17 protein-coding genes are annotated in these 21,586 nt (G+C 42.5%); 15 read left to right on the top strand and 2 right to left on the bottom strand.

Annotated elements, in window-relative coordinates:
- Nucleotides 1–96 precede the first annotated feature (96 nt).
- From U0033_RS18485 to U0033_RS18455, 7 genes are all read left to right on the top strand, one after another.
- Nucleotides 97–981 (top strand): MerR family transcriptional regulator, encoded by an 885-nt coding sequence (locus U0033_RS18485; RefSeq protein ID WP_072364440.1) that lies wholly within the window; start codon nt 97–99, stop codon nt 979–981.
- A 37-nt stretch (nt 982–1,018) separates the two neighbouring features.
- A complete protein-coding gene (locus U0033_RS18480) occupies nt 1,019–2,140 on the top strand; it encodes a DUF4185 domain-containing protein (RefSeq protein WP_072364438.1) in 1,122 nt (373 codons plus the stop codon).
- 368 nt (nt 2,141–2,508) lie between these two features.
- A complete protein-coding gene (locus U0033_RS18475) occupies nt 2,509–3,114 on the top strand; it encodes an RNA polymerase sigma factor (RefSeq protein ID WP_083571784.1) in 606 nt (201 codons plus the stop codon).
- 216 nt (nt 3,115–3,330) lie between these two features.
- Complete coding sequence (locus U0033_RS18470) at nt 3,331–3,609, top strand: hypothetical protein (RefSeq protein WP_143150895.1); 279 nt, start codon at nt 3,331–3,333, stop codon at nt 3,607–3,609.
- 48 nt (nt 3,610–3,657) lie between these two features.
- Complete coding sequence (locus U0033_RS18465; protein ID WP_072364432.1) at nt 3,658–4,623, top strand: FecR family protein; 966 nt, start codon at nt 3,658–3,660, stop codon at nt 4,621–4,623.
- Nucleotides 4,624–4,744: 121 nt separating this feature from the next.
- On the top strand, nt 4,745–7,978 hold the full coding sequence (locus U0033_RS18460; RefSeq protein ID WP_072364430.1) for a SusC/RagA family TonB-linked outer membrane protein: 3,234 nt from the start codon (nt 4,745–4,747) through the stop codon (nt 7,976–7,978).
- 17 nt (nt 7,979–7,995) lie between these two features.
- Nucleotides 7,996–9,420, top strand: coding sequence for a RagB/SusD family nutrient uptake outer membrane protein (locus U0033_RS18455; protein ID WP_083571783.1), 1,425 nt, complete (start codon nt 7,996–7,998; stop codon nt 9,418–9,420).
- 54 nt (nt 9,421–9,474) lie between these two features.
- Here U0033_RS18455 and U0033_RS18450 read toward each other — a convergent pair whose 3' ends face one another.
- Together U0033_RS18450 and U0033_RS18445 are read right to left on the bottom strand one after the other, a co-directional pair.
- Nucleotides 9,475–9,711: a DUF6520 family protein gene (locus U0033_RS18450; RefSeq protein ID WP_072364427.1), complete on the bottom strand. Its 237-nt coding sequence runs from the start codon at nt 9,709–9,711 to the stop codon at nt 9,475–9,477.
- 30 nt (nt 9,712–9,741) lie between these two features.
- Nucleotides 9,742–10,194, bottom strand: a complete 453-nt coding sequence (locus tag U0033_RS18445; protein WP_072364425.1) for a MauE/DoxX family redox-associated membrane protein — start codon at nt 10,192–10,194, stop codon at nt 9,742–9,744.
- 893 nt (nt 10,195–11,087) lie between these two features.
- Between U0033_RS18445 and U0033_RS18440 the strand changes: the two genes are divergently transcribed.
- The 8 genes from U0033_RS18440 to U0033_RS18405 all read left to right on the top strand — a co-directional run bounded on the left by U0033_RS18440 (nt 11,088) and on the right by U0033_RS18405 (nt 21,540).
- Complete coding sequence (locus U0033_RS18440) at nt 11,088–12,539, top strand: hypothetical protein (protein ID WP_143150894.1); 1,452 nt, start codon at nt 11,088–11,090, stop codon at nt 12,537–12,539.
- Between the two features lie 5 nt (nt 12,540–12,544).
- Nucleotides 12,545–13,006 (top strand): hypothetical protein, encoded by a 462-nt coding sequence (locus U0033_RS18435; protein ID WP_143150893.1) that lies wholly within the window; start codon nt 12,545–12,547, stop codon nt 13,004–13,006.
- A 9-nt stretch (nt 13,007–13,015) separates the two neighbouring features.
- The gene (locus U0033_RS18430) at nt 13,016–14,521 is read left to right on the top strand and encodes a hypothetical protein (protein ID WP_072364419.1); all 1,506 of its coding nucleotides are present in this window, start codon (nt 13,016–13,018) and stop codon (nt 14,519–14,521) included.
- A 4-nt stretch (nt 14,522–14,525) separates the two neighbouring features.
- Nucleotides 14,526–17,981, top strand: coding sequence for a hypothetical protein (locus tag U0033_RS18425; protein ID WP_072364417.1), 3,456 nt, complete (start codon nt 14,526–14,528; stop codon nt 17,979–17,981).
- Nucleotides 17,982–17,985: 4 nt separating this feature from the next.
- Nucleotides 17,986–18,849: a hypothetical protein gene (locus U0033_RS18420; protein ID WP_143150892.1), complete on the top strand. Its 864-nt coding sequence runs from the start codon at nt 17,986–17,988 to the stop codon at nt 18,847–18,849.
- 64 nt (nt 18,850–18,913) lie between these two features.
- Nucleotides 18,914–20,398, top strand: a complete 1,485-nt coding sequence (locus U0033_RS18415; protein ID WP_072364413.1) for a hypothetical protein — start codon at nt 18,914–18,916, stop codon at nt 20,396–20,398.
- A gap of 3 nt (nt 20,399–20,401) precedes the next feature.
- A complete protein-coding gene (locus tag U0033_RS18410; protein WP_072364411.1) occupies nt 20,402–21,016 on the top strand; it encodes an OmpA family protein in 615 nt (204 codons plus the stop codon).
- Complete coding sequence (locus tag U0033_RS18405; protein WP_072364409.1) at nt 21,013–21,540, top strand: retropepsin-like aspartic protease; 528 nt, start codon at nt 21,013–21,015, stop codon at nt 21,538–21,540. Before U0033_RS18410 ends, U0033_RS18405 begins: the two co-directional genes overlap by 4 nt.
- The last annotated feature ends 46 nt before the right edge of the window (nt 21,541–21,586 follow it).

The raw sequence follows: 21,586 nt of genomic DNA, 5'->3' as shown, positions 1-21,586 counted from the left end.
AGGTTTTAAAAAGAACTTTAAACAAAAAAATTATTTTTGCATGGCTACCAAGGGTAGTGCTTTTGAAAAAATATTTCCTGGTAAAAAGAGAAGGTAATGGCAGCTGAAATGTATTCGATTAAGGACCTTGAAAATTTATCTGGTATTAAGGCTCATACGATTAGGATATGGGAGAAGAGGTATGGCATTGTGCAACCAGGGCGTACGGACACCAATATCCGGTATTATTCCAACGAGGATTTAAGAAGGTTGCTGAATATCAGCATGTTAACGCAGCATGGTTTTAAGATTTCACATATAAGCCAGATGACGGATGACGAGATCGCGCAGAAAATAGCGGGGTTATCCATTAAAAATCATCCGGATTTGTATGGTGACAGTTTGCTGTTGAGCTTAATTGACCTGGATGAGCAGTTGTTTAACAAGGCTTTCCTGGAAATATTGATGGCGGAGGGGTTTGAGAACGCTATTATCCGGTTTATTTTTCCTTTCTTTCACCGGATTGGTATTATGTGGCAGATAGGTACGATCAGTCCAGCCCAGGAACACTTCATATCTAACCTGATCAGAAATAAGATTATAGTGGCCACTGAGCGTATCAGCCGGGTGCCAGATCCTGCGTTGGGAACAGTATTGTTATTTCTTCCGGAAAATGAACTTCATGAAATCAGCTTATTGTTTTATAATTACGTATTGAGAGCCCGGGGGTATAAAACAATTTACCTGGGGCAGTCTGTTCCACATGAGAGCCTTGAACGGCTTACGCATACGTGCAGTTTTAGTTTTATCGTTACAAATCTGACGAATCCACTTCCGGAACAGGATTTTATTGAATTTTGCCAGCGGCTCTGCCAGGTAGCGGATGGAGCGAAGGTCTATATTGCCGGACCTATTCCTGATAATTTGGGTGGCAGACTGCCTGCAAACGGATTTTTACAGAAGGATCTGATTGAGCGCTTGAGTATGGGGGTGTCTGTTTAATGTTTTGTTTATTCTGTAAAACAAAATATACTATGTTATGAAGACTCAGTTAACCATTGGTATGGTAGCAACCATGTTATGTTTTGCCTGTACCAAAATGATTGCTCCACGACCTGAGGCCAATGAAAATCTGGCTGTTTCCAATTCCGCTGTAGCCCCATACCAGGATGCCAGTGCTACGGCATTCTTCCGGCGAACGTCTGGTTCTATTGCTTTTGATGGTGCACTTTCAGTACCCTTGTCTAATGGCAAGGTGGTATGGCTATTCAATGATACTTTTTATGATGACTTGAATTCAGATGGCACTGTACCCTGTATTTTTAATAAGCATAATACGGTGTTGATACAGCCGGCTAATCATAGCTGGGATCCGGCACAGACAACGAATCTGTTGTTGTACGGTAATCCGGATTTGTTCCAGTCCGTTACACCGGGTAATTATTTCTGGCCTTCTGCGGGTGTGGAAATAGGCAATAAGGTATATACTGTTTGCCTGGAGATGAGTAGTTCAACAGGGCAGTTGGTAAATGAAATCCTGGCTGCCTTGAATGAGGCAGATAATACGGTTTCGTATACTACACTGCCTGATTTTAATGGGATTGATTTTACGAAAGGGATGGTGAAGAACCTGGATGGTTATGTGTATGTGTGGGGTGGAAAATTGAAGCCTAATACGATTGGGCAGTGTGATGTGTATGTGGCAAGGTTTCCGCAGAATAGTCCGGGGAGCTGGACATTCTGGAATGGCACTTCCTGGGGCACTGCTGCGGCAGCAGCTGCTGTGATTGTGACTGCACCATCAGGAGGGATCAGTGTTAGCTATGTGAATACGAAGTATGTGATGATAGTAACGAATTTTAATATGGTATGTGATGGAGGAACGGCTATTTACGGAGCGGCAAGTAGTAGTCCGGTGAGTGGATGGGATGCTATTGGTACGAATGTTATTTATAATATCCCGGACAGGTTGCAGGGGCATACGCCATTTTTTTACACGCCGTGTATTCATCCGGAGTTTAATGCGAATAATGAGTTCCTGTTTACTTATTGTATTAATACGTACCAGCCTTGCGTAGCGGCGTGTAATAATAATAAGTTTGATCCGGACATTTATCGGCCACGTGCGGTAAGAGTGCCATTTTCTGTGTTGAATTTATAGTAAGTCGGATAACTATTGATGATTTGCGGGAATTTCATTTATTCCCGCAATTTTTTTTGTATGTACCGGTGAGATAACTTTAACGTGTATATGATTTTATTGTTGCGATTTTAGATCTTTATAATGATTGACCTTATCCCCAAACTGAATTTTGTTGTATAAAAATAAATCCTTTTTCTTGCACTCACACTGAAAAGGTAATATGCATTCATGTGATATTTTTGATAAAAAAAATGGGGGTTAATGTAATGTTAAACTGCTGTTAATGGCTGATATTTTCCCGCTCATGTGAAATATTTCAGTTTAATTTTGCCACGATTTTCAGGGAAAATTCACAGAGAAAAAACAAACAACCAAACAATCTTACCATGAGACGTTACTCCCAATTGAAAGACCTGGAGCTATATCGGATTATGCTCCACAACTCTGATCATGCCGCCTTTCAGGAATTACATAACCGCTACTGGGAGCCGGTAAAAACTATCGCCATAAGAATAGCCCATAATGCTAACCACCTGTATATTGACGATATGATACAGGAAACCTTCCTGGCGTTGTTTACCTACGCAAAAGACCCGGATTTGGTTTATAATTTCAGAGCCTTGCTCTTTGCGATTGCCAAAAACAAGATGGTTGATTACCTGAAGAAGGTGGAGAAAAGGAAGAGCTATATCAGCTTTGCTGATTATGAAACTAACTCTACGGCCGACAGGAGTACAGATTCGGACATTATCGCAAAAGAGCTTGACAGGATTATAGAAAAGATAAAAGCTGAGATGCCAGCGGCGATGCGGAAAATATTTGTAATGAGCCGGGAAGAAAAACTGGATAACGATGAAATTGCCTACAGGCTTAATATTTCACCGGAAACTGTAAAGAACCAGCTTCATAAAGCGCTGAAGCGACTCAGGATCGTAAAGCTGGTATTGATCTTCTGTTTCCTCCAGTTACTAAGGCACTTACTAAAATTATAAATTTATTTTTTGAAGGCGTAACCCTAAATACCTTTTTTCACGATATATAGTTGTATGAGTCGTTAAACAACGAATGATACCATAGTAAAGAGACATTTTTCCCAATTATAACTCAATAGCGTTCAAAACCAAGCCATGAGCCATCAACCGTATTGCCGGATGGTAGGGGATTGACATGCAATGAATGTATATAAACTAAGAAGGCAAAAATATTTTATGAGACATTTATTAACGAGAGGCATTTTCTGGATGGCCGTGATGTTTGCTACCACTTATATGGTGATCATGATGGTGAACGGACATTTTAGCTGGTACCACTATATCTTTATAATGGCACTGCTGCCTGCATTACTTATTATCATCAGCAGCATCATTCTGGTTCGTCCAAAATCCTTAACCGGCCGTGATTCTGTTCAACTTATAAGGTATGCTTCAAAACTGATTTATGGTTCGATCCTGGCATTCATCAGCAGAAAGGACCGGAAAAAAAATTGACCTATATAAGTATTACTATTCCACTATAAAAACCAAAAATCCTCAACGATGACCCCTCAAGAAGCAGAGAATTTACTCGCCCGGTACGTTGCTCAGCAATGTACGCAGGATGAAGAGAACCTTGTTAACTCCTGGTTGAATAAGGTGCTCGAAGAAAGAAAATTTCCGGAAAGCTTTTCAATGGACATGACTACAAAGGCCGAAGATTGGGAAAAATTGATTGCCGAAAAGAACAGGCGGATGCCTGTATATGAACCCAGGACCCGTAGCATTATTCGTCCGGCGGCCGTAGCTACCGCTATTGCAGCTGTCGCCATTGGCATTGTAGCCCTGGTGTATTACCAGCCTTTTACTAAAGTCAGGGATGTGAACATGGCTGCTGCCAACAAGGATACGACGATCACTCATCAGAAGAAAGACTTTAAAACTGTTTTGCCTGATGGTAGTATCGTTTATCTGAATGGCGCCAGTAAGCTGAGGTATCCGAAAGGACTGACAGACAAAGAAAGAAATGTCTTCCTGGAAGGTGAAGCCTATTTTGAAGTGCGCGCTGACAGGAACAGGCCTTTTATTGTTAGTTGTAGCGGGCAGCAATTACAGGTAATCGGTACTCACTTTAATGTGAGGAGTTACAATGGAGAAGATGTTGTTACTACATTAGTAGAAGGCGCTGTAAAGGTGACCAATACGCGGAATAAAAACCAGGAAATACGATTACAGCCAGGAGATCAGTCCACACTGAATGCGGCAGGATTTGAAGTGAAGCAGGTAGACCCCAACAGTGTTATTTCCTGGAAAAATGAATTTGTCTTTAATGAAACCCCTTTAAAAACTGCGCTGAAAGAACTGGCGCGATGGTATGATGTAGGTGTCGATTCCAGCCGGATGGAGAATGTGCCAACACTTGATGCTGTGTATGGCAAAGAAGAACCACTTCCGAAATTGCTGAAAGAAATATCACGATCTACCAAAGTGAATGTACTTCTGCGCAACAATGTCATTACTGTAGAGTAAGCGGTCTTCCCCCATTATGTTTACCTATATCCCTCATCGACAAATAGCCATGTACAATTACGTATTGTGCGGGTTAGTGGGTGAGGGATTTTTTTATGAATTGTGATATAAATCCTAATACATGAAAGGAATTTTAACGATTGTTTATTGTTTTTTATTTTGTAACCAGTTAAAAGCGCAACTGATCGATCTGGATCTGCAGGGGCAATACCTGTCAGCCGTAAAACTAATCATACACACCAAAACAAGATGTAATCTCACCATTGACCGGGGTATTTCGCAAGCTGTAGGACCTATTTATTTCAAGTGTTCCCGGATGCCATTAAAAGATGCTTTGAAGAAAATGCTCAATGAGGATCTTTATGCTTTCACTATCGAGGGCAATAGTGTGCATATTGAACGCAGAACGTTCCCTCAAAAGAATGGTAGCAGTCTGCTACCTGATAGTACTGCCTTGCGTGACTTAAGGGGTATTGTTGTTGATACTGCCAATCGTCCGCTGCCAGGTGCTACGATTTTTATTAAAAGTCGTAAGGAGTTCAGTGTTGCGAGTAATGATGGAACATTTAAGTTGTCAGGCGTGACAATGTTGGATACGGTCATGATTAGTTATATGGGTTATGAAACCCGGAATTTTGTTTGCAGTGAGGGTGTTTTTCTGAAATGTATTTTGTTGCGCATATATCATGAACTGGAGCCTTTTTCCAGCAAGGGGTATTATAGTGTTCCCCGGAAACTTAACCCGGGAAGGGTGAGCGGTATAAAGGCGCGTGATATCCAGGGGCAACCCGTATCTGACCCGCTGATGGCGCTGGATGGCAGAAGTGCTGGTGTAACTGTTAGCCCCGGATCGGGTATAGCCGGCTCTTTTATAGGCGTCAATGTGGAGGGTATTAATAGTATGGCTAATGGCAATTCCCCCTTATTTATTGTAGATGGTGTTCCCCTGGCGATGTCTATCCCTAATCAGTTGCCAAATGCAGCAGGTAGTATTAGTTCCATGCAATTGCTACAACCGGAGAATATTGAAAGTGTGGATGTTTTGAAAGATGCTGATGCTTCCGCTATTTATGGTAGCAGGGGTGCGAATGGTATTATCCTGGTTAAAACAAAAAGACCAGCTGCGGGTAAGACTAGTTTGAATATGATGGTGTATTCCGGTCAGGGAAAAATTACCCGTGGACTGAAGCTGATGAATACACAGCAATACCTGGCTATGCGGCATGAGGCTTTGCGTAATGATACGCTGACGCCAGGTATGAATGATTACGATCTGACCCGGTGGGATACGACAAGGTATACTGACTGGCAGAAAACATTCCTGGGGGGGCATTCAAATGTGCTGAATGCCAGTGGCACTTTGAGTGGAGGTAATCAACAAACACAATTCAGTTTTGGCGGTGGTTATAGAAGGGAAACTGCTGTGTTCTCACACAATTTTGCCAGTACTACTTTATCTGCAGATATGTCCGTGCTGCATGTTTCTGAGGACAAGAAAACAAATATAGACATCGGGTTACATTATATGAATAATGACAACCAGCTTCCGGTAAGCGACATTACGCCGAAGGTTTTATTAGCGCCGAATGCACCGTCTTTATTTACGGCAAGCGGTGATTTGAACTGGGAGGATACCTCTTTTGAAAATCCTTATGGGCAATTCCGGCAGCGGTACCAGGCGCTCTTTAATCATTTCCTGGGGAGTTTTAAGTTGACATATAAGTTGTTGCCCAAGTTGAAACTCAGTGCCAATTTAGGGTACAATTACATACAACTGGATGAGCGACTGGTGATTCCGACCAGTTCAATGTCTCCTCTTTATAGCTCAATTTCTGCTGCCAGAGAGCATCGCAAAGGTTCGAATGTAAATCAGTCCTGGATTGTAGAACCCCAGGCTAATTATTCGCTGAACTTGGGTAATGCACAAAAAATTGATTTGCTGGCGGGTATTACATTGCAACAGAGTAAGCAGCATCAGTACCTGTTGGTGGCAACTAATTTTGAAAGTGATGCGCTGATTGAAAATGTTTCGATGGCGACTATCAAAACTACTAATACTGATGAAAATGTATATCGTTACAAGGGTGTTTATGCCCGCTTGGGTTATAATTATAAAGATTTGCTTTGCCTGAATTTTACCGGGAGACATGATGGCAGTAGCCGGTTTAGTGCAGCGAAGCGGAGCGAGTTTTTTGGGAGTGCGGCGGCTGCATGGATTTTTTCAAATATGCCCGCGTTTCGACATATACCATTGATCAGTTTCGGAAAAGTGTATGCAAATATTGGAAGGACGGGTAATGATCAATTTTCAGATTACCAGTTTTATGATACCTATACATTGTCTACCGGCTATGGTGGCGTGCCGGGGCTGGAGCGTACACAGCTGACCAATTACCTGTACAAGTGGGAGATCTTAATCAAGTCATCAGTAGGTATTGAACTTTGTTTCAACCAGCGCTACACCCTTGCGGCCAATTATTTTAGAAACCATACAAGAAATCAATTAATAAAATATGAATTGCCTGCTATTACCGGCTATAAATATACGACAGAGAATTTGCCTGCTGTCGTTCAGAATCATGGATTGGAACTGGAGTTTGAGGCGCAGCAAATTCAAAGAGAAAACTTTCGGTGGGAGCATGCTTTCAACCTTACTGTGCCTTATAATAAACTGGTGTACTATCCCAATATTGCATCTTCCATTTATGCATCTATTTATGAAGTGGGGCAGCCACTTAACGCGCGGTTTGTTTACGAGTTCAAGGGAATTAATCCCAATACCGGTATTGCAGAATTTAAGGATGTGAATCAGGATTTGAAGGTGGATAAACTGGATAGAACTGCGAAAGTCATTGGGCCGAAATTTTTCGCAGGATGGGGGAATCGATTCACTTATAAGCGGCTTTCATTAGATGTGTTTTTCCAGTTAGTAAAGCAAACCGGTTATTATGTTCCGAATGTGGACCTGATGCCTGGAAGCTTTAGCTCATCAGGAGGTAACCTGCCATTGTCTAATGATCATAGATGGACAAAACCGGGAGATGAAGCCATTGTGCAGAAATATGCTGCTGGCAGTAAGGCTGCGGAAGATGCGGCAACACAATACAATCAGAGTGATGCAAGCATTGTCGATGCATCATATATACGACTAAAAAATTTGTCCATATCCTGGGATCTACCGTTGTTATGGAGTACCCGTGTGAAAATAAAATCGGCGAGTTTATTCCTGAACTCGCAAAATTTAGCTACATGGACTTCTTATAAAGGAATGGATCCTCAGGTGCAAAGTTTTCATAGTACCTATCGTCAACCACCGCAACGGGTAATCGTTGCAGGACTTCGTATTAGTTTATAACAATAAATTATGCAACAATGAGGGATCGCACAATGCGATGTTTGATCTTACTTTGGTTTTTTGGGATTATAGGGTGTAACAAGTTTGCTGATGTAAATACCCCTGATTCACAAATAGAAGCATCGAAAATCTACCAGGACAATAAGACCGCTATGATGTCATTATATAATATTTATGGTGGCATGTTTGACAAGAATGCGTCACCTGCTAAAATTGCCCGGTTTACCGGATTGTGTAGCGATGAACTGGAGCTTGCCTGGGAATCGAATACGCAGGGTTTTTATTGGAATAAGATTTCTTCCGGCAGTATATACCTGGATAGTTTATGGAGTACATGTTATTTATATATCCGGAATGCCAACGACGTATTCTGGGGGTGTGCTGCTTCCGAAAAACTGGATTCGGTTGTCAAAAAGCAGTTAATGGGAGAGGCACTTTTTATCCGAGCCTACTGGTTTTTTTACCTGACAGGTTTATTTGGTGATATTGCGTTACCAATTACAACGGATGCGAAGGTAAATGCACTTCTTTCAAGGACTTCTCAGTCTAAAGTTTATCAACAAATCGTCTCTGATCTTCAAACGGCAGCAATTGATCTGGGAGATAATTATGTAGGATCAGATAGTAAAAGCCTTAGTACCGAACGTAACCGGCCTAACAGGGCTGTTGTATCTGCTTTATTAGCCAGGGTTTATCTTTATATGGGGAAATATGAAGAAGCTGAAGAACAAGCAAATGCTATCATTGCAATGGATGAAGTGTATGAGCTGGTGCCGCTTGACCAGGTTTTTTTGAAAAATAGCAAAGAAGCCATCTGGCAGTTGAGCCCCGGTACACCAAATGTTAGTAGCATTAATACTACCGAGGGAAATGAGTTCATAATTACCCAGCCACCGAAGTATAGGATACAACAGGCTATTAGTCCTTATTTATTGAGAGCTTTTGATGTGGGGGATCAAAGAAGAAAGCATTGGATCAATTCCTATACAGATAGGAGCGTTTCTCCTGCGGTGACTTACTATTATCCATATAAGTACAAGGTGAATTTTGGTGATGATTTAAAAGAGTATTCAATGATTCTCAGACTGGCAGAAATTTACCTGATACGTGCTGAGTGTGAAGTATATCTGGGCCATTTATCTGCAGCACTGACCGATCTGAATAAGATCAGACAAAGGGCAGGATTAGCTGCATTTACTGAAGGTGTTTTGGATGCAAAGGGCCTGATAAAAGCCATTCTGAAAGAAAGGCAAACAGAGTTGTTTACAGAACAGGGCCATCGCTGGTTTGATCTTAAACGAACAGGTACAATAGCTGCTGTGATGTCTACTGTAACTCCTGCCAAGGGTGGAGATCCATGGAATACCACCAGGGAATTATGGCCTATACCTATTAGCGAGCTTCGTCGTGCACCCAACCTGGTGCAAAATCCCGGATACTAAATGAAATAAGAGTGATCCAGGAACTTCGTTAACCTGTTCCTGGATCTTTTGCTATTAAGGCCTGAGCGGTAGGAAGTTTATTCCAGCCTGGTAGTAAACCTGGTAACTGATACCGATATAAGAATAAGTACAACCCCAACCAGAGAAAGGGCAATCAAAGGGTACATAGATTTGCATCCAGGCTCCGTTTACATAGATGTAGCCAAGAAAATCCCTTGCTTTGGTGGCCTTTGCTGCGCCAGCAGCACCTAAAATCAAAAACAGTGCAATCAGTAACTTTTTCTTCTTCATAAGAAATCAATTAATGATGGATAATAGTGCCTACTCTAATGGTTTTTCGGCGTCCCCCGTGTGAAAATAAGTAGCTAAAGACCTGCGTTGTAAATACAGGCCAAGAATGGAAAGCAATAAAAAGCAGATATTAAAGACGAAATGCTGCGGCCATGTCAGGTTGCGTATAATCCCCCCGCATGTACATGGCCTGGTAGCTGCATATAGCAACACATAACCCACGTAAATTGTAAACAATACCATGAGGCCCAATGAACCCAATAAGCCTCCCCTGATGGTTTTCTCTAACAGCAAGAGCGCTGCTACCAGCAATTCTGCGCCAGGAACCAGTATTGCAATGATGGTTGCGTAATTACCTAACAGGGGCGATCTTTTCAGATCATACAAGTAATAATCAAAGGCCATCAGCTTGTTAAAGCTGGTATAGAGGAATAAAAAACACAGGGCATACCGGATAAAAGACAATACGAAACTGCTCTTCATGGTAGAAAAGATTAAATTTTGAGGTGAATGGTTTTTGAGTACAATCCTTTAGCCTGCCGGTGGCGCCTGCAACCGGTTAGAAGTTCACAATAACAAAATATCTTTTAGGTAGTGATTACGAGGTACCCATGGTTATTTTCATAAATAAGGCAGATTTAGTGACAATCTTGTTTTGGAATCTGATACGATCTGGTGATTTTGGTTAGTGTCCCCTGAAAAAAATGATAATTCTATGGAATTTGGTCTAACGTGCTGGTACTAAGATAAGAAAATCTTTCACATTTCAAAGACCTGGGATTATTTTCTCTTTGAGGGGGAACTGGAAGCAGGCTATTTTAAGGCACTTTGTATATGTTGGGGGGAGCTGATTAAATCCAGCTCTACAGATACCTTTTAAATAAAAGTTGACCTGCTATACAATAATTTTCCCCCGCCTTTTTCAAAAAAACCGATAAACAATTTTGGCATAACCCGCAGGAGCTTGTAACTTTAGCTTCATCGTGATAAAAAACGGTTTACCACTATCCCGGAAGGATGAAATAGCTGCGTGAGATTTTGTATGATGTAGCCCTACATGAGCGTCCGGATGGGTCCACAAAAATTTTTCCGTTATTGTTTATTTGAAGACACCGCGTGATGTTCAATCTGTAGGCCATGCCGAAGATTAACAATGAAAGATTGTTGAATGGATAAAAGGAATGAGTATTCCTGACAGCTGATGTGGTACCCAGGCATATGTACACATACCCGGACAATACGTTTACTCAGTCGATAAATGCAATTACCTGACCAATACCTGTATTGATCCTTCACTCAGCTTATCCTCGCATGACCCATAATCAGACGATTACCTTCGTAGTGGGCTATACACAAACGCATATAAATATTACTGAATGAAACGTCTTTGTTTGATGGCACTACTGCTAGTTGTTGGGTGCAAATCGGAGTTTGATGAATTTAAGCAAAAGGTGATCGAAGATGCGAAAAGCGATCAACGTATCGATCAAAAGGAATATCAGGCCCTTGCCGAGCTGGCAGCAAGTTCGAACGACAGGGCTTTTAAGACCTTTAAAGATCAGGATGGCAAGATCGACAACGAGAAGCTGAGTGCTTATTTAAGGAAGTTCCTGGATAGCAAAAAGCTGTCTTCCGTTGAGATCAGCCAGGGAGATGCTGCTCCCAGCCAGATCGGGGCCTTTAACGTAAATGTGTTCCTGGAGAACTCTGCCAGCATGGATGGCTATGTAAAAGGAGTGACCAATTTTGAAACGGCTATTTATAACCTCCTGGGTGATATCAGGATCAGCGGGATCTGCGATAGCCTGAACCTCAGCTATATCAACAAATCAATCCCTTACCAGAAGAAAAATGCATTGAGTCCTGAGATCCAGGACTTCATCGAAAAGCTCGAGCCGGCTACCTTTCAACTCAGAGGCGGCGATCGCAGTGTATCTGATCTCAAAAGTATCCTGAATACAGTACTGCATACGGTGAATGACAGGAATGCTGCCATCCTGATCTCTGACTTCGTGTTTAGTCCGGGGAATAAGGCGAATGCCAATGACTATCTGAATAACCAGAGTGTGGGCATCAAGATTGACTTTGCCGAGAAGTTACATGCTTTTGACCTGGCTGCCGTTATTGTGCACCTGGAGTCGAACTTTGATGGGGTGTATTATGATAAGACGGATAAACCTATCCAACTGAGTACCAAAAGGCCCTATTATATCTGGATTATAGGCAGTACTGCCCAAGTGCGGGCAATACTGGAGAAGAAGATCGTAGACAATATTAAAGGCGGATATGCGCATAAGCTGGTACTGCAAGGCATTAAAGATGTACAGGCGCCCGCTTTCAAGATCATGTATAAACCTCAGATCGGGCATTTTGATGCAAAGGAACTGCCCCAGGGCATTATTACCAATGCCACGGCCTCTGCAGAGCGGGTATTTGGGTTTGATGTAGCTGTTGATTTTTCAAAAGGCTTACAGGATGCCAGTTATTACCTGGATCCGGCTAATTACATGCTGAGTGATAAACATTACCACCTGAAAGCTGAACTGATCCAGGATAAGAATAACCCTGCATTGAAAGGGTTTACGCATTTGCTGCATATCAGTACGGATGAGTTAAGCGATGAGGTGCTTGAATTAAGTGTGATCGGGCAATCGCCTTCCTGGGTAGCGCAGCTCAGCTCTGAGGATGACGCCAATATTGCTGCTGACAATGCAGAGAAACAACGCACATTCGGCTTTAAATACCTCGTGGATGGTGTATGCGATGCCTTCTATCCACCTCAGTCACCTAACACGATCAGTAAAATTAATATTCAGATTAAAAAATAGTTTCTATGAAGGATCTTTTCGCTAGTTTATACGAATGGTTCGGACTGATACCTCTTTATTCCACCGATATGGGAGACATGTTGAGAGGATTTGATGTTACCTGTACGGATTATATTAACACTCCATGGTATTTATATATTGGCTGGATCATGGTTGGTGTGACTGCCTTTGTTTATGGTTTACAATATCACATCATTGATAGTGCCCGCTGGAATAAGAAACAGCACTGGTGGTTGTTTGCACTAGTGATTGTACTGATCAATTTCATTGCAGCCTTTTCAATTTCTTTTAATGAGATGAGAGCGGGAGATTATTGCAAGGACCTGCATCCCACGACTGCAGATTGCCTGGGCTTTGGATTATCCAACGCTATCTGGAGCTTGCTTCTCTTTGTACTGATCACTTCTATTCCTTTCATCAGAAAGGCCAGCACTAATTGCAGGCATACTACTTTCTGGAAACCTTAAAATTATCACATGGCTCGTTTGTTCATATTCGCAATAGGAGGCACTGGTTCGAGGGTGTTAAAATCACTAACGATGCTACTCGCTGCCGGCGTCCGGGCAAATTCAAAACATGAATTTGAGATCGTACCTATCATCATCGATCCGCATAAATCTAACGAAGACCTGAAGAGGACTGAACGACTACTGGGCAATTACCAGGCCATCGTGGATCATGCCGGTTTAGGGAATGGCTTTTTCAATACCAGGATTGTCACACTCAACAAACTGGTGAGTTCTGAAAACAGGATGTCAGGTAGTTTTGCTTTTAGTCTGCAACAGGTAGCCGGGCAAAAGTTCCGTGACTACATTGACTTCAATCAACTGGATGCGGCAAATAAAGCTTTGACAGATATTCTCTTCTCCGGTCAGTCTATCAATAAACGTCATGAGCAGATAGACCTGCTGGATATTGAAATGGATATTGGATTCGTAGGTAACCCGAATATTGGTAGCGTGGTGCTGAATCAGTTCAAAGATTCTGAGGAGTTCAAAGAGTTTGCCTCCAATTTCAATGCGGAAGACAGGGTTTTCATCATCAGTTCCATCTTTGGCGGTACAGGTGCTGCAGGCTTCCCTACCATCCTGAAGAACATCAGGGATGCGATGAATAACCGGAATATTGATGGCAAAGGCTTTTTGCAGGATGCAAAGATAGGGGCACTGACTGCCATGCCTTATTTCAATATTGAAAAGGAAGCGGATAGCCCGATTCAGAAGTCTGATTTTATTGCGAAGACCAAAGCAGCACTGTACTACTACAAAGATAATGTGACGGGTAATAATTCTGTGAATGCCCTCTACTATATAGGTGACGATTACAGTGGTAAACCCTATAAGAATGATCCGGGTGACAATGGCCAGCAGAATGATGCGCACTTTGTGGAGTTTGCTGCTGCACTGGCGATTATTGACTTTATGGAGATCCCTGATGCCGACCTGGAATGTGATGGGGGCAAAGCGATCAGACCTGTCTACAAAGAATTTGCGACCCGCAATGATGTGACAGATATTGCCTTCTCTGATTTTGAAGATTATACACAACGGAAAACGGAATTACCACTTTCTCAGTTCGTGCTGTTCAAGAGATTTTTGGATGAGCATATCAGTACTGCTGCCGGGAAGGAAGCCTGGAGTAATGATGCGCCTGAACTGGACCAGAAGTTTTTGGATGACCGTTTTTACAGGACGAATATTTCTGAGTTCCTGCATGCCTTTGGGGAATGGCTGAGGGAGATGAGTAATAACAAGAGGGGTTTTGCGCCTTTCAATCTGAATGCACCGCTGGATGCGATTATCAAAAACAGGAATGTGAATAAGGGATGGTTTACCGGTAAGGTAGATTATGCTATGTATGACAGCAAACTGAGTAAGCTCTCTAAAGGGAAGAGCTATAGTTCTGCACAGCAGAAATTAGTGCAGCTCTTTTTTGAAGCAACGGAGGATATACTGACTTCAAAATTCGGTTTGAAAAACTAATGCCATGAACAAGAATTTCGGATATACAAAAAAAGGCGGGAAGGATTGGTTTGCTTCTGATGCCTATTCTGATAAAGAGATTGAATCGATCAAGGATCCAGAAGGAGGGAGTGAAATTAGTTTGCCCACGGCTATTCCCAGCCCCTTTGCGCGGATTGACCTGGTGAAGACGGCGTTTCGCAATATTGTGAAGTCGCCTGAACTGAAAGCCTATATGAAAGATGGGGATGTGCTGGCGGGGAAGGATGATGAGAAACTGGTGTCTGATGCGTTGGATCTGGCGGAGATCCTGTTCAATATTGATAGTGTAAAGGATAAAGTGAAGATCATTGTGTGGGATAGGGAGATGGAGCTGATGAAAATGAAACGTGGTTCTGATACGCATAGAAGACTGGCAGAGACACTGGAATTGTACCTGGAGCAGGATAAGGCGTCTTACAATTTTGACCTGATGAAAAGGTTGTACCTGATTGAATACAATCATAAGATCATCGGTTGTACTTCACCGGCTACCTTATTCTTTGCGACAGCAAATGATCTGTCGCATGCACGGATCAAGCTGACGAAGAACCAGGAAACGTTTAGTGAGCATTTTACGCCACTTTATTTGAGGGATCCGGATTTTCAGAAATATTTGTACCTGTTGTTTAAATCAAATCCAAGATTGCCTGAGAGAATGAGGGTGGTAGCGGATTACCTGGATAAGAACCTGAAGATCCTGGATAGAACGAATGTGAAATTGTACCAGGAGATTAAGGAACTGAGGGAAGGGGATTTCATGAATAATTATTCTGAGCTGGACACGGGTATAGGTGGAGAGGTGATAGAAGTAATAGATGTGCCTTTGCGGAAGCGTAAGAAGGAGAATATTATCGGGTCTATTCAGGCGAGTGATTTTATGATTGCTGCTGCTAAATATAAGGGAGCTTTGAGGCCGCTGGTATTGCAGAATAACCTGAATAAGCCGTTTCGATATATTAATGATAACTGGGATAATGCGATTACGGTACCGTATGTAGATGAGGAGACGGTGATGGAGCGGAGGTGGTTACCGGGAGTGAAGATGCAGTATCCTTATTTGACGGTAACTGATTTTCTGGAACCATACCTGGTCCGCCTGGTATACCCGATTAATAAGGAGAAGTTCTTTGATGGCAATGTGATTACGGATATTGGGGATGATTCGAAAGGGTATTTGCTACCGTTGACGAAGACCTTCTTTGAGTATTTTGATTCGGTAGATTTGTTAAATCCATTGCCTGGTAAGCCGTCTGTAGAAATGAGACAGGGCGTTGCGGGTTCGGTGAAGGTAGTGTTGCGGGTGCCGGTGGCAAAGGCTGGCGAGTATATTATTTTTGAAAGGATCTATTACCAGAGTAATGAGATGCAGCCGGGCAAGCCGGATGTAGAGAAGAATAAGGGGGTGATTGTGCAGCATGAATTTGGGATTACGTTGTTCCCTTTTATTAAACTCAATAACCCTGATATAGAGGCTTACTATAGGGTACAGCTGGTGGATAGGGATGTGGCAGGGTACCTGAGAGGAACGGAGTATGATTTGCAGTTTTTTGAAAATAGTTCGGCAGCGCCAATTGAGAGAAGAGCCAGGAAGGTACGGAGCAGAAAGCGGATAGAGGCGCTGGAAGCAGGCTCTCAGTACTATGTACTCAATAAGGAATTTGATTACATACAGGTTAGCAATATTATAGGGGGTGGTGCATCGGGAATTATAATTCCTCACTGGCCGCATTATAGCCCGGGAAATGAACTGTTCAGTTTTGCAGTTGATTTTGGTACAACCAACACGCATATTGAATATAAAATAGGAAACGGTTCTCCCAAACCATTTGATATTACAGTGGAGGATGTGCAGATCGCAACTTTATTCCATCCCACCAAAACAACGGATAACTTTGGTGATTCAGGTGCTATTGCAATCAGGGAGTTAATCAATCACGAATTTGTACCCCAGTACCTCGGGCAAAATTCTGAATTCCGGTTCCCGCATAGAACGGTGATTGCCGAAAGTCATGCATTGAATATTGAAACAGAAACGTTCTCACTTGCCGATTTCAATATTCCATTCATTTATGAAAGGAAGCCTGAGCGAGACAAGGTATCATCCAATCTGAAATGGGCGCGTAAGGAAAAGGGAAATGAGAAGCGGATCAGGGCTTATTTTGAGAAGGTGATCATGCTGTTGCGGAACAAGGTATTACTAAACAGGGGCAATCTTTCACAGACTAAGCTGGTGTGGTTTTATCCTTCCAGTATGAAGCCTGCCCGCAGGTCTTCATTGGAGAGTACCTGGAATGAGTTGTTCCAGAAATACTTCCATCCGGTGAACCAGAGCATTGGCATTGCGGAATCGCTGGCACCCTTTTATTACTTCAAGGCATCTAATAAACTCCAGGGTGGTGCTTACAAACCTGTCGTCTCAATTGATATAGGTGGTGGAACGACGGATATTGTGGTTTTCCAGGGGAATAAACCGCTGAAGATGACTTCCTTCAAATTTGCGGCTAATACGCTTTTTGGCGATGGCTTTAGTGAATATGGGGCGGCTACTTCAAACGGCATGATTATGAAATATCTGCCTTATTACGAGAACCTATTGAATTCGAATAAACTCTATGATCTTTCACAGGTATTGTCTTCTATAAAGGATAAGAATAAGACAGAAGATATTAATGCTTTCTTCTTTTCGGTAGAGAATAACCCGACTATTAAGGATAAGAAGTTGTTTTCTTATAATCAGCTGTTGGCGAATGATGAGGATTTAAAGATCCTGGCGCTTTATTTCTATGGAGCTATCATTTACCAGATTGCAGAGATGATGAAGAATGAGAACCTGGTATTGCCCAAGCACCTGGTGTTTAGTGGAACAGGGTCCAAGGTGTTGAACATTATTACATCTGATCAGAAGATATTGGCGGCATTTTCTAAACTGATCTTTGAAGGGGTATATGGAGAAGCCTATGATGCAGATGGTTTAAGTATTGAAACAGAGAAAGCGATGCCGAAGGAAATTACTTGTAAAGGTGGCCTGATGTCAAATGCGGAAGATCTATCGATAGATACGAAGAGTATTAAGACAACGGTGACCTGCCTGGAAGATAAGGGAATTCGGAAATTGACTTATGACCAGCTGACCGAGGAGAACAAGGCGGATATAGCTGCTTATGTGCAAAAATTTAATACCTTTTTTATAGGTCTGAATAACCAGTATAATTTCAATGATTACTTCAATGTTTCGGAGAAATCGCTGGAGATCTTTAAGGAGGAGCTGAATAAACATCTGAGGGATTACCTGGAAGAGGGGCTTGAGTATAACAGGCGAATGGATGAGGGAGTGACAAGTGACAAGGAGCTGGAGGAGACCCTATTCTTTTATCCTATTATAGGCACGATCAATCATCTTTCTTCTCCCTTATCACAACTAACTCCAATTAATAACTAAGAGCATGAAAGTTATTTATATTTTATTGATTAGTCTTTTGTGGGTGCATGTTGCGGGCGCGCAGGCGACGAATACTGCAGAGACAACGGGGCGACATAGTACTGTAAATGTTCAGCAGGCCACTCCTGCCGCGAAGCCTCATACTGCTGAGGTGGCGAAAGTGGCAGAGGAGGGATTGAGTACGCGGACGATTGTTTATGCTGTGGTTTTTGCTTTACTGCTGGGGGGCATTGCGGTATATGTAGCCGTGAAGATTGCAGGTAGCAAGGCGGAATCTGAAATAGCAGCTGCAATTTCTCCTATTAAAAAAGAGGTGAAAAAGATCCAGGAAAACATGTCGTCTGACGGGAAGGGAAATGGTAAAGATAAATATGCCAGCAAAGAAAAACTGGAGGATTACATCACCAGGATAACTGATTTGGAAGCATTGGTACAACAATTACGGGAGAAGATTGACAGGCTGGTAGCTCCACCTCCAACGCCACCTGTTTCTCCTGCACAAAAAGCGCCTGTACAGGAGAAGCAGCCGGTAGCAGAAGCAAAGAAGGAATTCTTCTTTCTATCTACCCCTAACTCTAATGGCACATTCAATGTGAGCTCGGCCTCTGCTTCTTACAGAGAAGGGGCTACTATCTACCGCTTCGTAAAAGATAGTTTCAATAAAGCCAGTTTCTGCATTGATGAAAGAGAAGCTTCTATTAAGCTGGCATTACAATATCCCGATAAAAGTATTGATCCCGTTTGTGATGCGCTGAATGCCTATAATGCAAAGGCGACAAAGATTGTTACACAAAAACCAGGAACAGCGGAACTACAGGGGGATAAATGGGTTCTTATGACTAAAGCGAAAATCACTTATGAAAGTTGAGCATATAGAGTATTTTATAGTTTTGGTGATTGTCTGTATACAGCTTTATATCTTTTGGCGTACTATGACGCAGATAAGATTGTACAGAAATATTATTCCTGCAGAAAATGCATTGTACGTATCGAAACTTTTTGTGCCTGTCATGACACTTGAGACATTATCTCCCAAAGAAATTCTTGCACACCGGGATAAATACAGGGTGGATTATTTCTCCAGTCAATATTCTCAGAATGAACAGGAAGCAGATGGCAGTGATAGCCGGCGAATCGTCTATCTGGAGCGGAAGGAAATCAGCATTATAGAAAGCAATGCTGTACTTAATGAGGTCTTTGTCAGGATCCTTTATGCTATTAATAACTACCTTATTCGCAACAGCGGGGCTTCTTCTGACTTTAACCTGATCAAAGACGTGGTTGAAAGAAATACAAGTGTAGTAGAGGAAGATATCAACCAGTCAGTCGGGGTGCCCTTATACCTGGGCTTGATGAGTACTATGCTGGGCATCGTGATAGCATTATTCAATATGCCGAAGCTTGGTGGCAGTATCGATGTAAATGCCAGTGGTGCGATGCTGGATGCCGGTATCGGCTCTCTGATCGGTGGTGTGAAAATAGCTATGATCGCGAGCTTTGTTGGCTTGCTGTGTACGATCATTCATAGCGGCTGGTTATTTAAAGGAGCCAGGAGTTTCAACGAATCGAGGAAGAATGATCTATACACATTTATCCAGATCCAGTTACTGCCTATCATTAATCAGGGTTTAGCCAATACGCTGGACTCCCTGCAGCGGAACCTGATGAAGTTTAACACGGAGTTTACGGCGAATCTCGGAAAGCTGAATGGCATCTTTGATAATAACCGGCTGGCGATCCAGGAGCAGAAAGAACTCTTGCAGATGCTGGATGACGGCAAGGTAGCTGATATGGCAAAGTTCAATATTCATGTATTGAAACAGCTGACCCTTTCGGTAGAGCAGTTTGAGAAATTCAACCAGTACCTTACGAATGTCAATCAGTTTGTGGATAACTCACAACAGATGGTGGGCAAGACGAATGAATTGCTTGCAAGAACAGGTGATTTTAAAGTGATCGCAGATACGATTGATAATCGATTACATCAAAGTCAGCAATTACTGGATTTCCTGTCTGAACATTTCAATAAACTGGAACAGCAAAAGGAATTTGCTGCGAATGCAGTGGCAGATGTAAGTTATCATATTACAGACACCTTCCAGGAGTTGAAGCAGCATATCATTAAATCCAGTGATGCAGTGAAGCAATTCACTGTCGATGAAACGGAAGTATTGAAATCTGCGATGTCTGCAAGTAGGACGAACCTGGGGAACCTCGAGCATTTGCAGACACTGAAGTCCGATGTGATCCTGTTTAAAAACAGTTCTGCATCGCAGGGTGAGCGCCTGAAACAGGCATTGGATGATATGAATAAGAACATGGCGAAGACCCTGGTGGTGCTTGAGCAGATCCAGAAGAATAGTGAGAAGGGCGTGATCCATTCTATTAAGAAGCTTTTTGGATCCGGAAAATCTTAAGTTATGAAGGGAAAAGGAGCAGGGTTTTTCTGGCCTAGTTTTACAGATCTGATGACCAGTCTGTTTTTTATTATGCTGGTATTGTATGTGTTGACATTTTTGAAACTCACGTATCAGCAGCGGGCTACAGAAGAACAATTAAAGAAGATCAAAGAGATCCAGGCGGCAGTGACAGAGTTACCCAGGGAGTATTTTGCTTATGATTCCGTGTACAAACGATTTTCCCTGGTGCAGAATATTGAGTTTGACAGGGGGAAGGATATTTTAAAACCGGCAGATGAAGTCTATCTTTCGAAAGTAGGAACGTCTATCAGTAAACTGATCAAAGACCTTGCTGTGAAATATGCGGGTCAGGACATTAAGTATGTGGTGATTATAGAGGGGATGGCCTCCAATGATAATTACAGTGATAACTTTCCCCTGAGCTATAAGCGTGCCTGGGCGGTATTGAAGTTGTGGCAAAGCAGGAATATTGTGCCTGATCCAAATGTTTGTGAAGTGCAGGTGGCAGGTTCCGGTACCGGGGGTATTGGCCGGTATGCACCTGGAGAAGAAAGCAGGAATCAGCGGATCCTTATTCAAATTGTCCCTAAAATCGGTGAAATTAAAATTGAATGAAACAACTTTTTGTAATGCTTGGTATCGTCCTTTTCCTGTCCGGATGTTCCGGATGCTCTCAGTCAGGAAGAAGGAAAAGTCATAACCGTACCGCTGCGGATAGTGTGGTGACACCACCCCCTACTACGGTAGAAGGCGGGAGAACAGTCGTGAAGATGGAGAAGGTGAATGGTGTATTCCAGGTGCCTGTGGAAGTAAATGATGTAAGGATGCATTTCATATTTGATACAGGTGCCAGCATTATATCGATCTCAGAAACGGAAGCCATGTTCCTATACAAACAGGGTTCATTATCAAAAGACGATATACTGGGCAGTGCAAATTTTACAGATGCAAACGGAAATATTTCAGCAGGTACGGTGGTCAATCTTCGTACGGTAAAGATCGGCGATCGTATCTTAAGAAATGTGCAGGCATCTGTGGTGCATAACCTGGATGCGCCTTTATTGCTTGGGCAGAGTGCTTTGGGCGGTTTTATGAAAATCTCTATTGATTATAAAAGAGGTGAAATTATTTTCGAATAAGACATTCCTGGAAGCGGGAATTCACCTACAGGAATGAAAACCATTT

This window comes from Chitinophaga sancti (assembly GCF_034424315.1).
GTDB lineage: Bacteria > Bacteroidota > Bacteroidia > Chitinophagales > Chitinophagaceae > Chitinophaga > Chitinophaga sancti.
Note: the sequence above shows the minus strand (reverse complement) of the source record. Positions and strands in the feature narration are given on the sequence as shown.

What these genes read in the sequence shown, in the direction of transcription:
- U0033_RS18410 (WP_072364411.1), top strand. Translation starts at nt 20,402, where the DNA reads ATGAAGGGAAAAGGAGCAGGGTTTTTCTGGCCTAGTTTTACAGATCTG.
- U0033_RS18445 (WP_072364425.1), bottom strand. Translation starts at nt 10,194, where the DNA reads ATGAAGAGCAGTTTCGTATTGTCTTTTATCCGGTATGCCCTGTGTTTT.
- U0033_RS18425 (WP_072364417.1), top strand. Translation starts at nt 14,526, where the DNA reads ATGAACAAGAATTTCGGATATACAAAAAAAGGCGGGAAGGATTGGTTT.
- U0033_RS18405 (WP_072364409.1), top strand. Translation starts at nt 21,013, where the DNA reads ATGAAACAACTTTTTGTAATGCTTGGTATCGTCCTTTTCCTGTCCGGA.
- U0033_RS18470 (WP_143150895.1), top strand. Translation starts at nt 3,331, where the DNA reads ATGAGACATTTATTAACGAGAGGCATTTTCTGGATGGCCGTGATGTTT.
- U0033_RS18455 (WP_083571783.1), top strand. Translation starts at nt 7,996, where the DNA reads ATGAGGGATCGCACAATGCGATGTTTGATCTTACTTTGGTTTTTTGGG.
- U0033_RS18465 (WP_072364432.1), top strand. Translation starts at nt 3,658, where the DNA reads ATGACCCCTCAAGAAGCAGAGAATTTACTCGCCCGGTACGTTGCTCAG.
- U0033_RS18420 (WP_143150892.1), top strand. Translation starts at nt 17,986, where the DNA reads ATGAAAGTTATTTATATTTTATTGATTAGTCTTTTGTGGGTGCATGTT.
- U0033_RS18475 (WP_083571784.1), top strand. Translation starts at nt 2,509, where the DNA reads ATGAGACGTTACTCCCAATTGAAAGACCTGGAGCTATATCGGATTATG.
- U0033_RS18415 (WP_072364413.1), top strand. Translation starts at nt 18,914, where the DNA reads ATGACGCAGATAAGATTGTACAGAAATATTATTCCTGCAGAAAATGCA.
- U0033_RS18485 (WP_072364440.1), top strand. Translation starts at nt 97, where the DNA reads ATGGCAGCTGAAATGTATTCGATTAAGGACCTTGAAAATTTATCTGGT.
- U0033_RS18430 (WP_072364419.1), top strand. Translation starts at nt 13,016, where the DNA reads ATGGCTCGTTTGTTCATATTCGCAATAGGAGGCACTGGTTCGAGGGTG.
- U0033_RS18435 (WP_143150893.1), top strand. Translation starts at nt 12,545, where the DNA reads ATGAAGGATCTTTTCGCTAGTTTATACGAATGGTTCGGACTGATACCT.
- U0033_RS18480 (WP_072364438.1), top strand. Translation starts at nt 1,019, where the DNA reads ATGAAGACTCAGTTAACCATTGGTATGGTAGCAACCATGTTATGTTTT.
- U0033_RS18440 (WP_143150894.1), top strand. Translation starts at nt 11,088, where the DNA reads ATGAAACGTCTTTGTTTGATGGCACTACTGCTAGTTGTTGGGTGCAAA.
- U0033_RS18460 (WP_072364430.1), top strand. Translation starts at nt 4,745, where the DNA reads ATGAAAGGAATTTTAACGATTGTTTATTGTTTTTTATTTTGTAACCAG.
- U0033_RS18450 (WP_072364427.1), bottom strand. Translation starts at nt 9,711, where the DNA reads ATGAAGAAGAAAAAGTTACTGATTGCACTGTTTTTGATTTTAGGTGCT.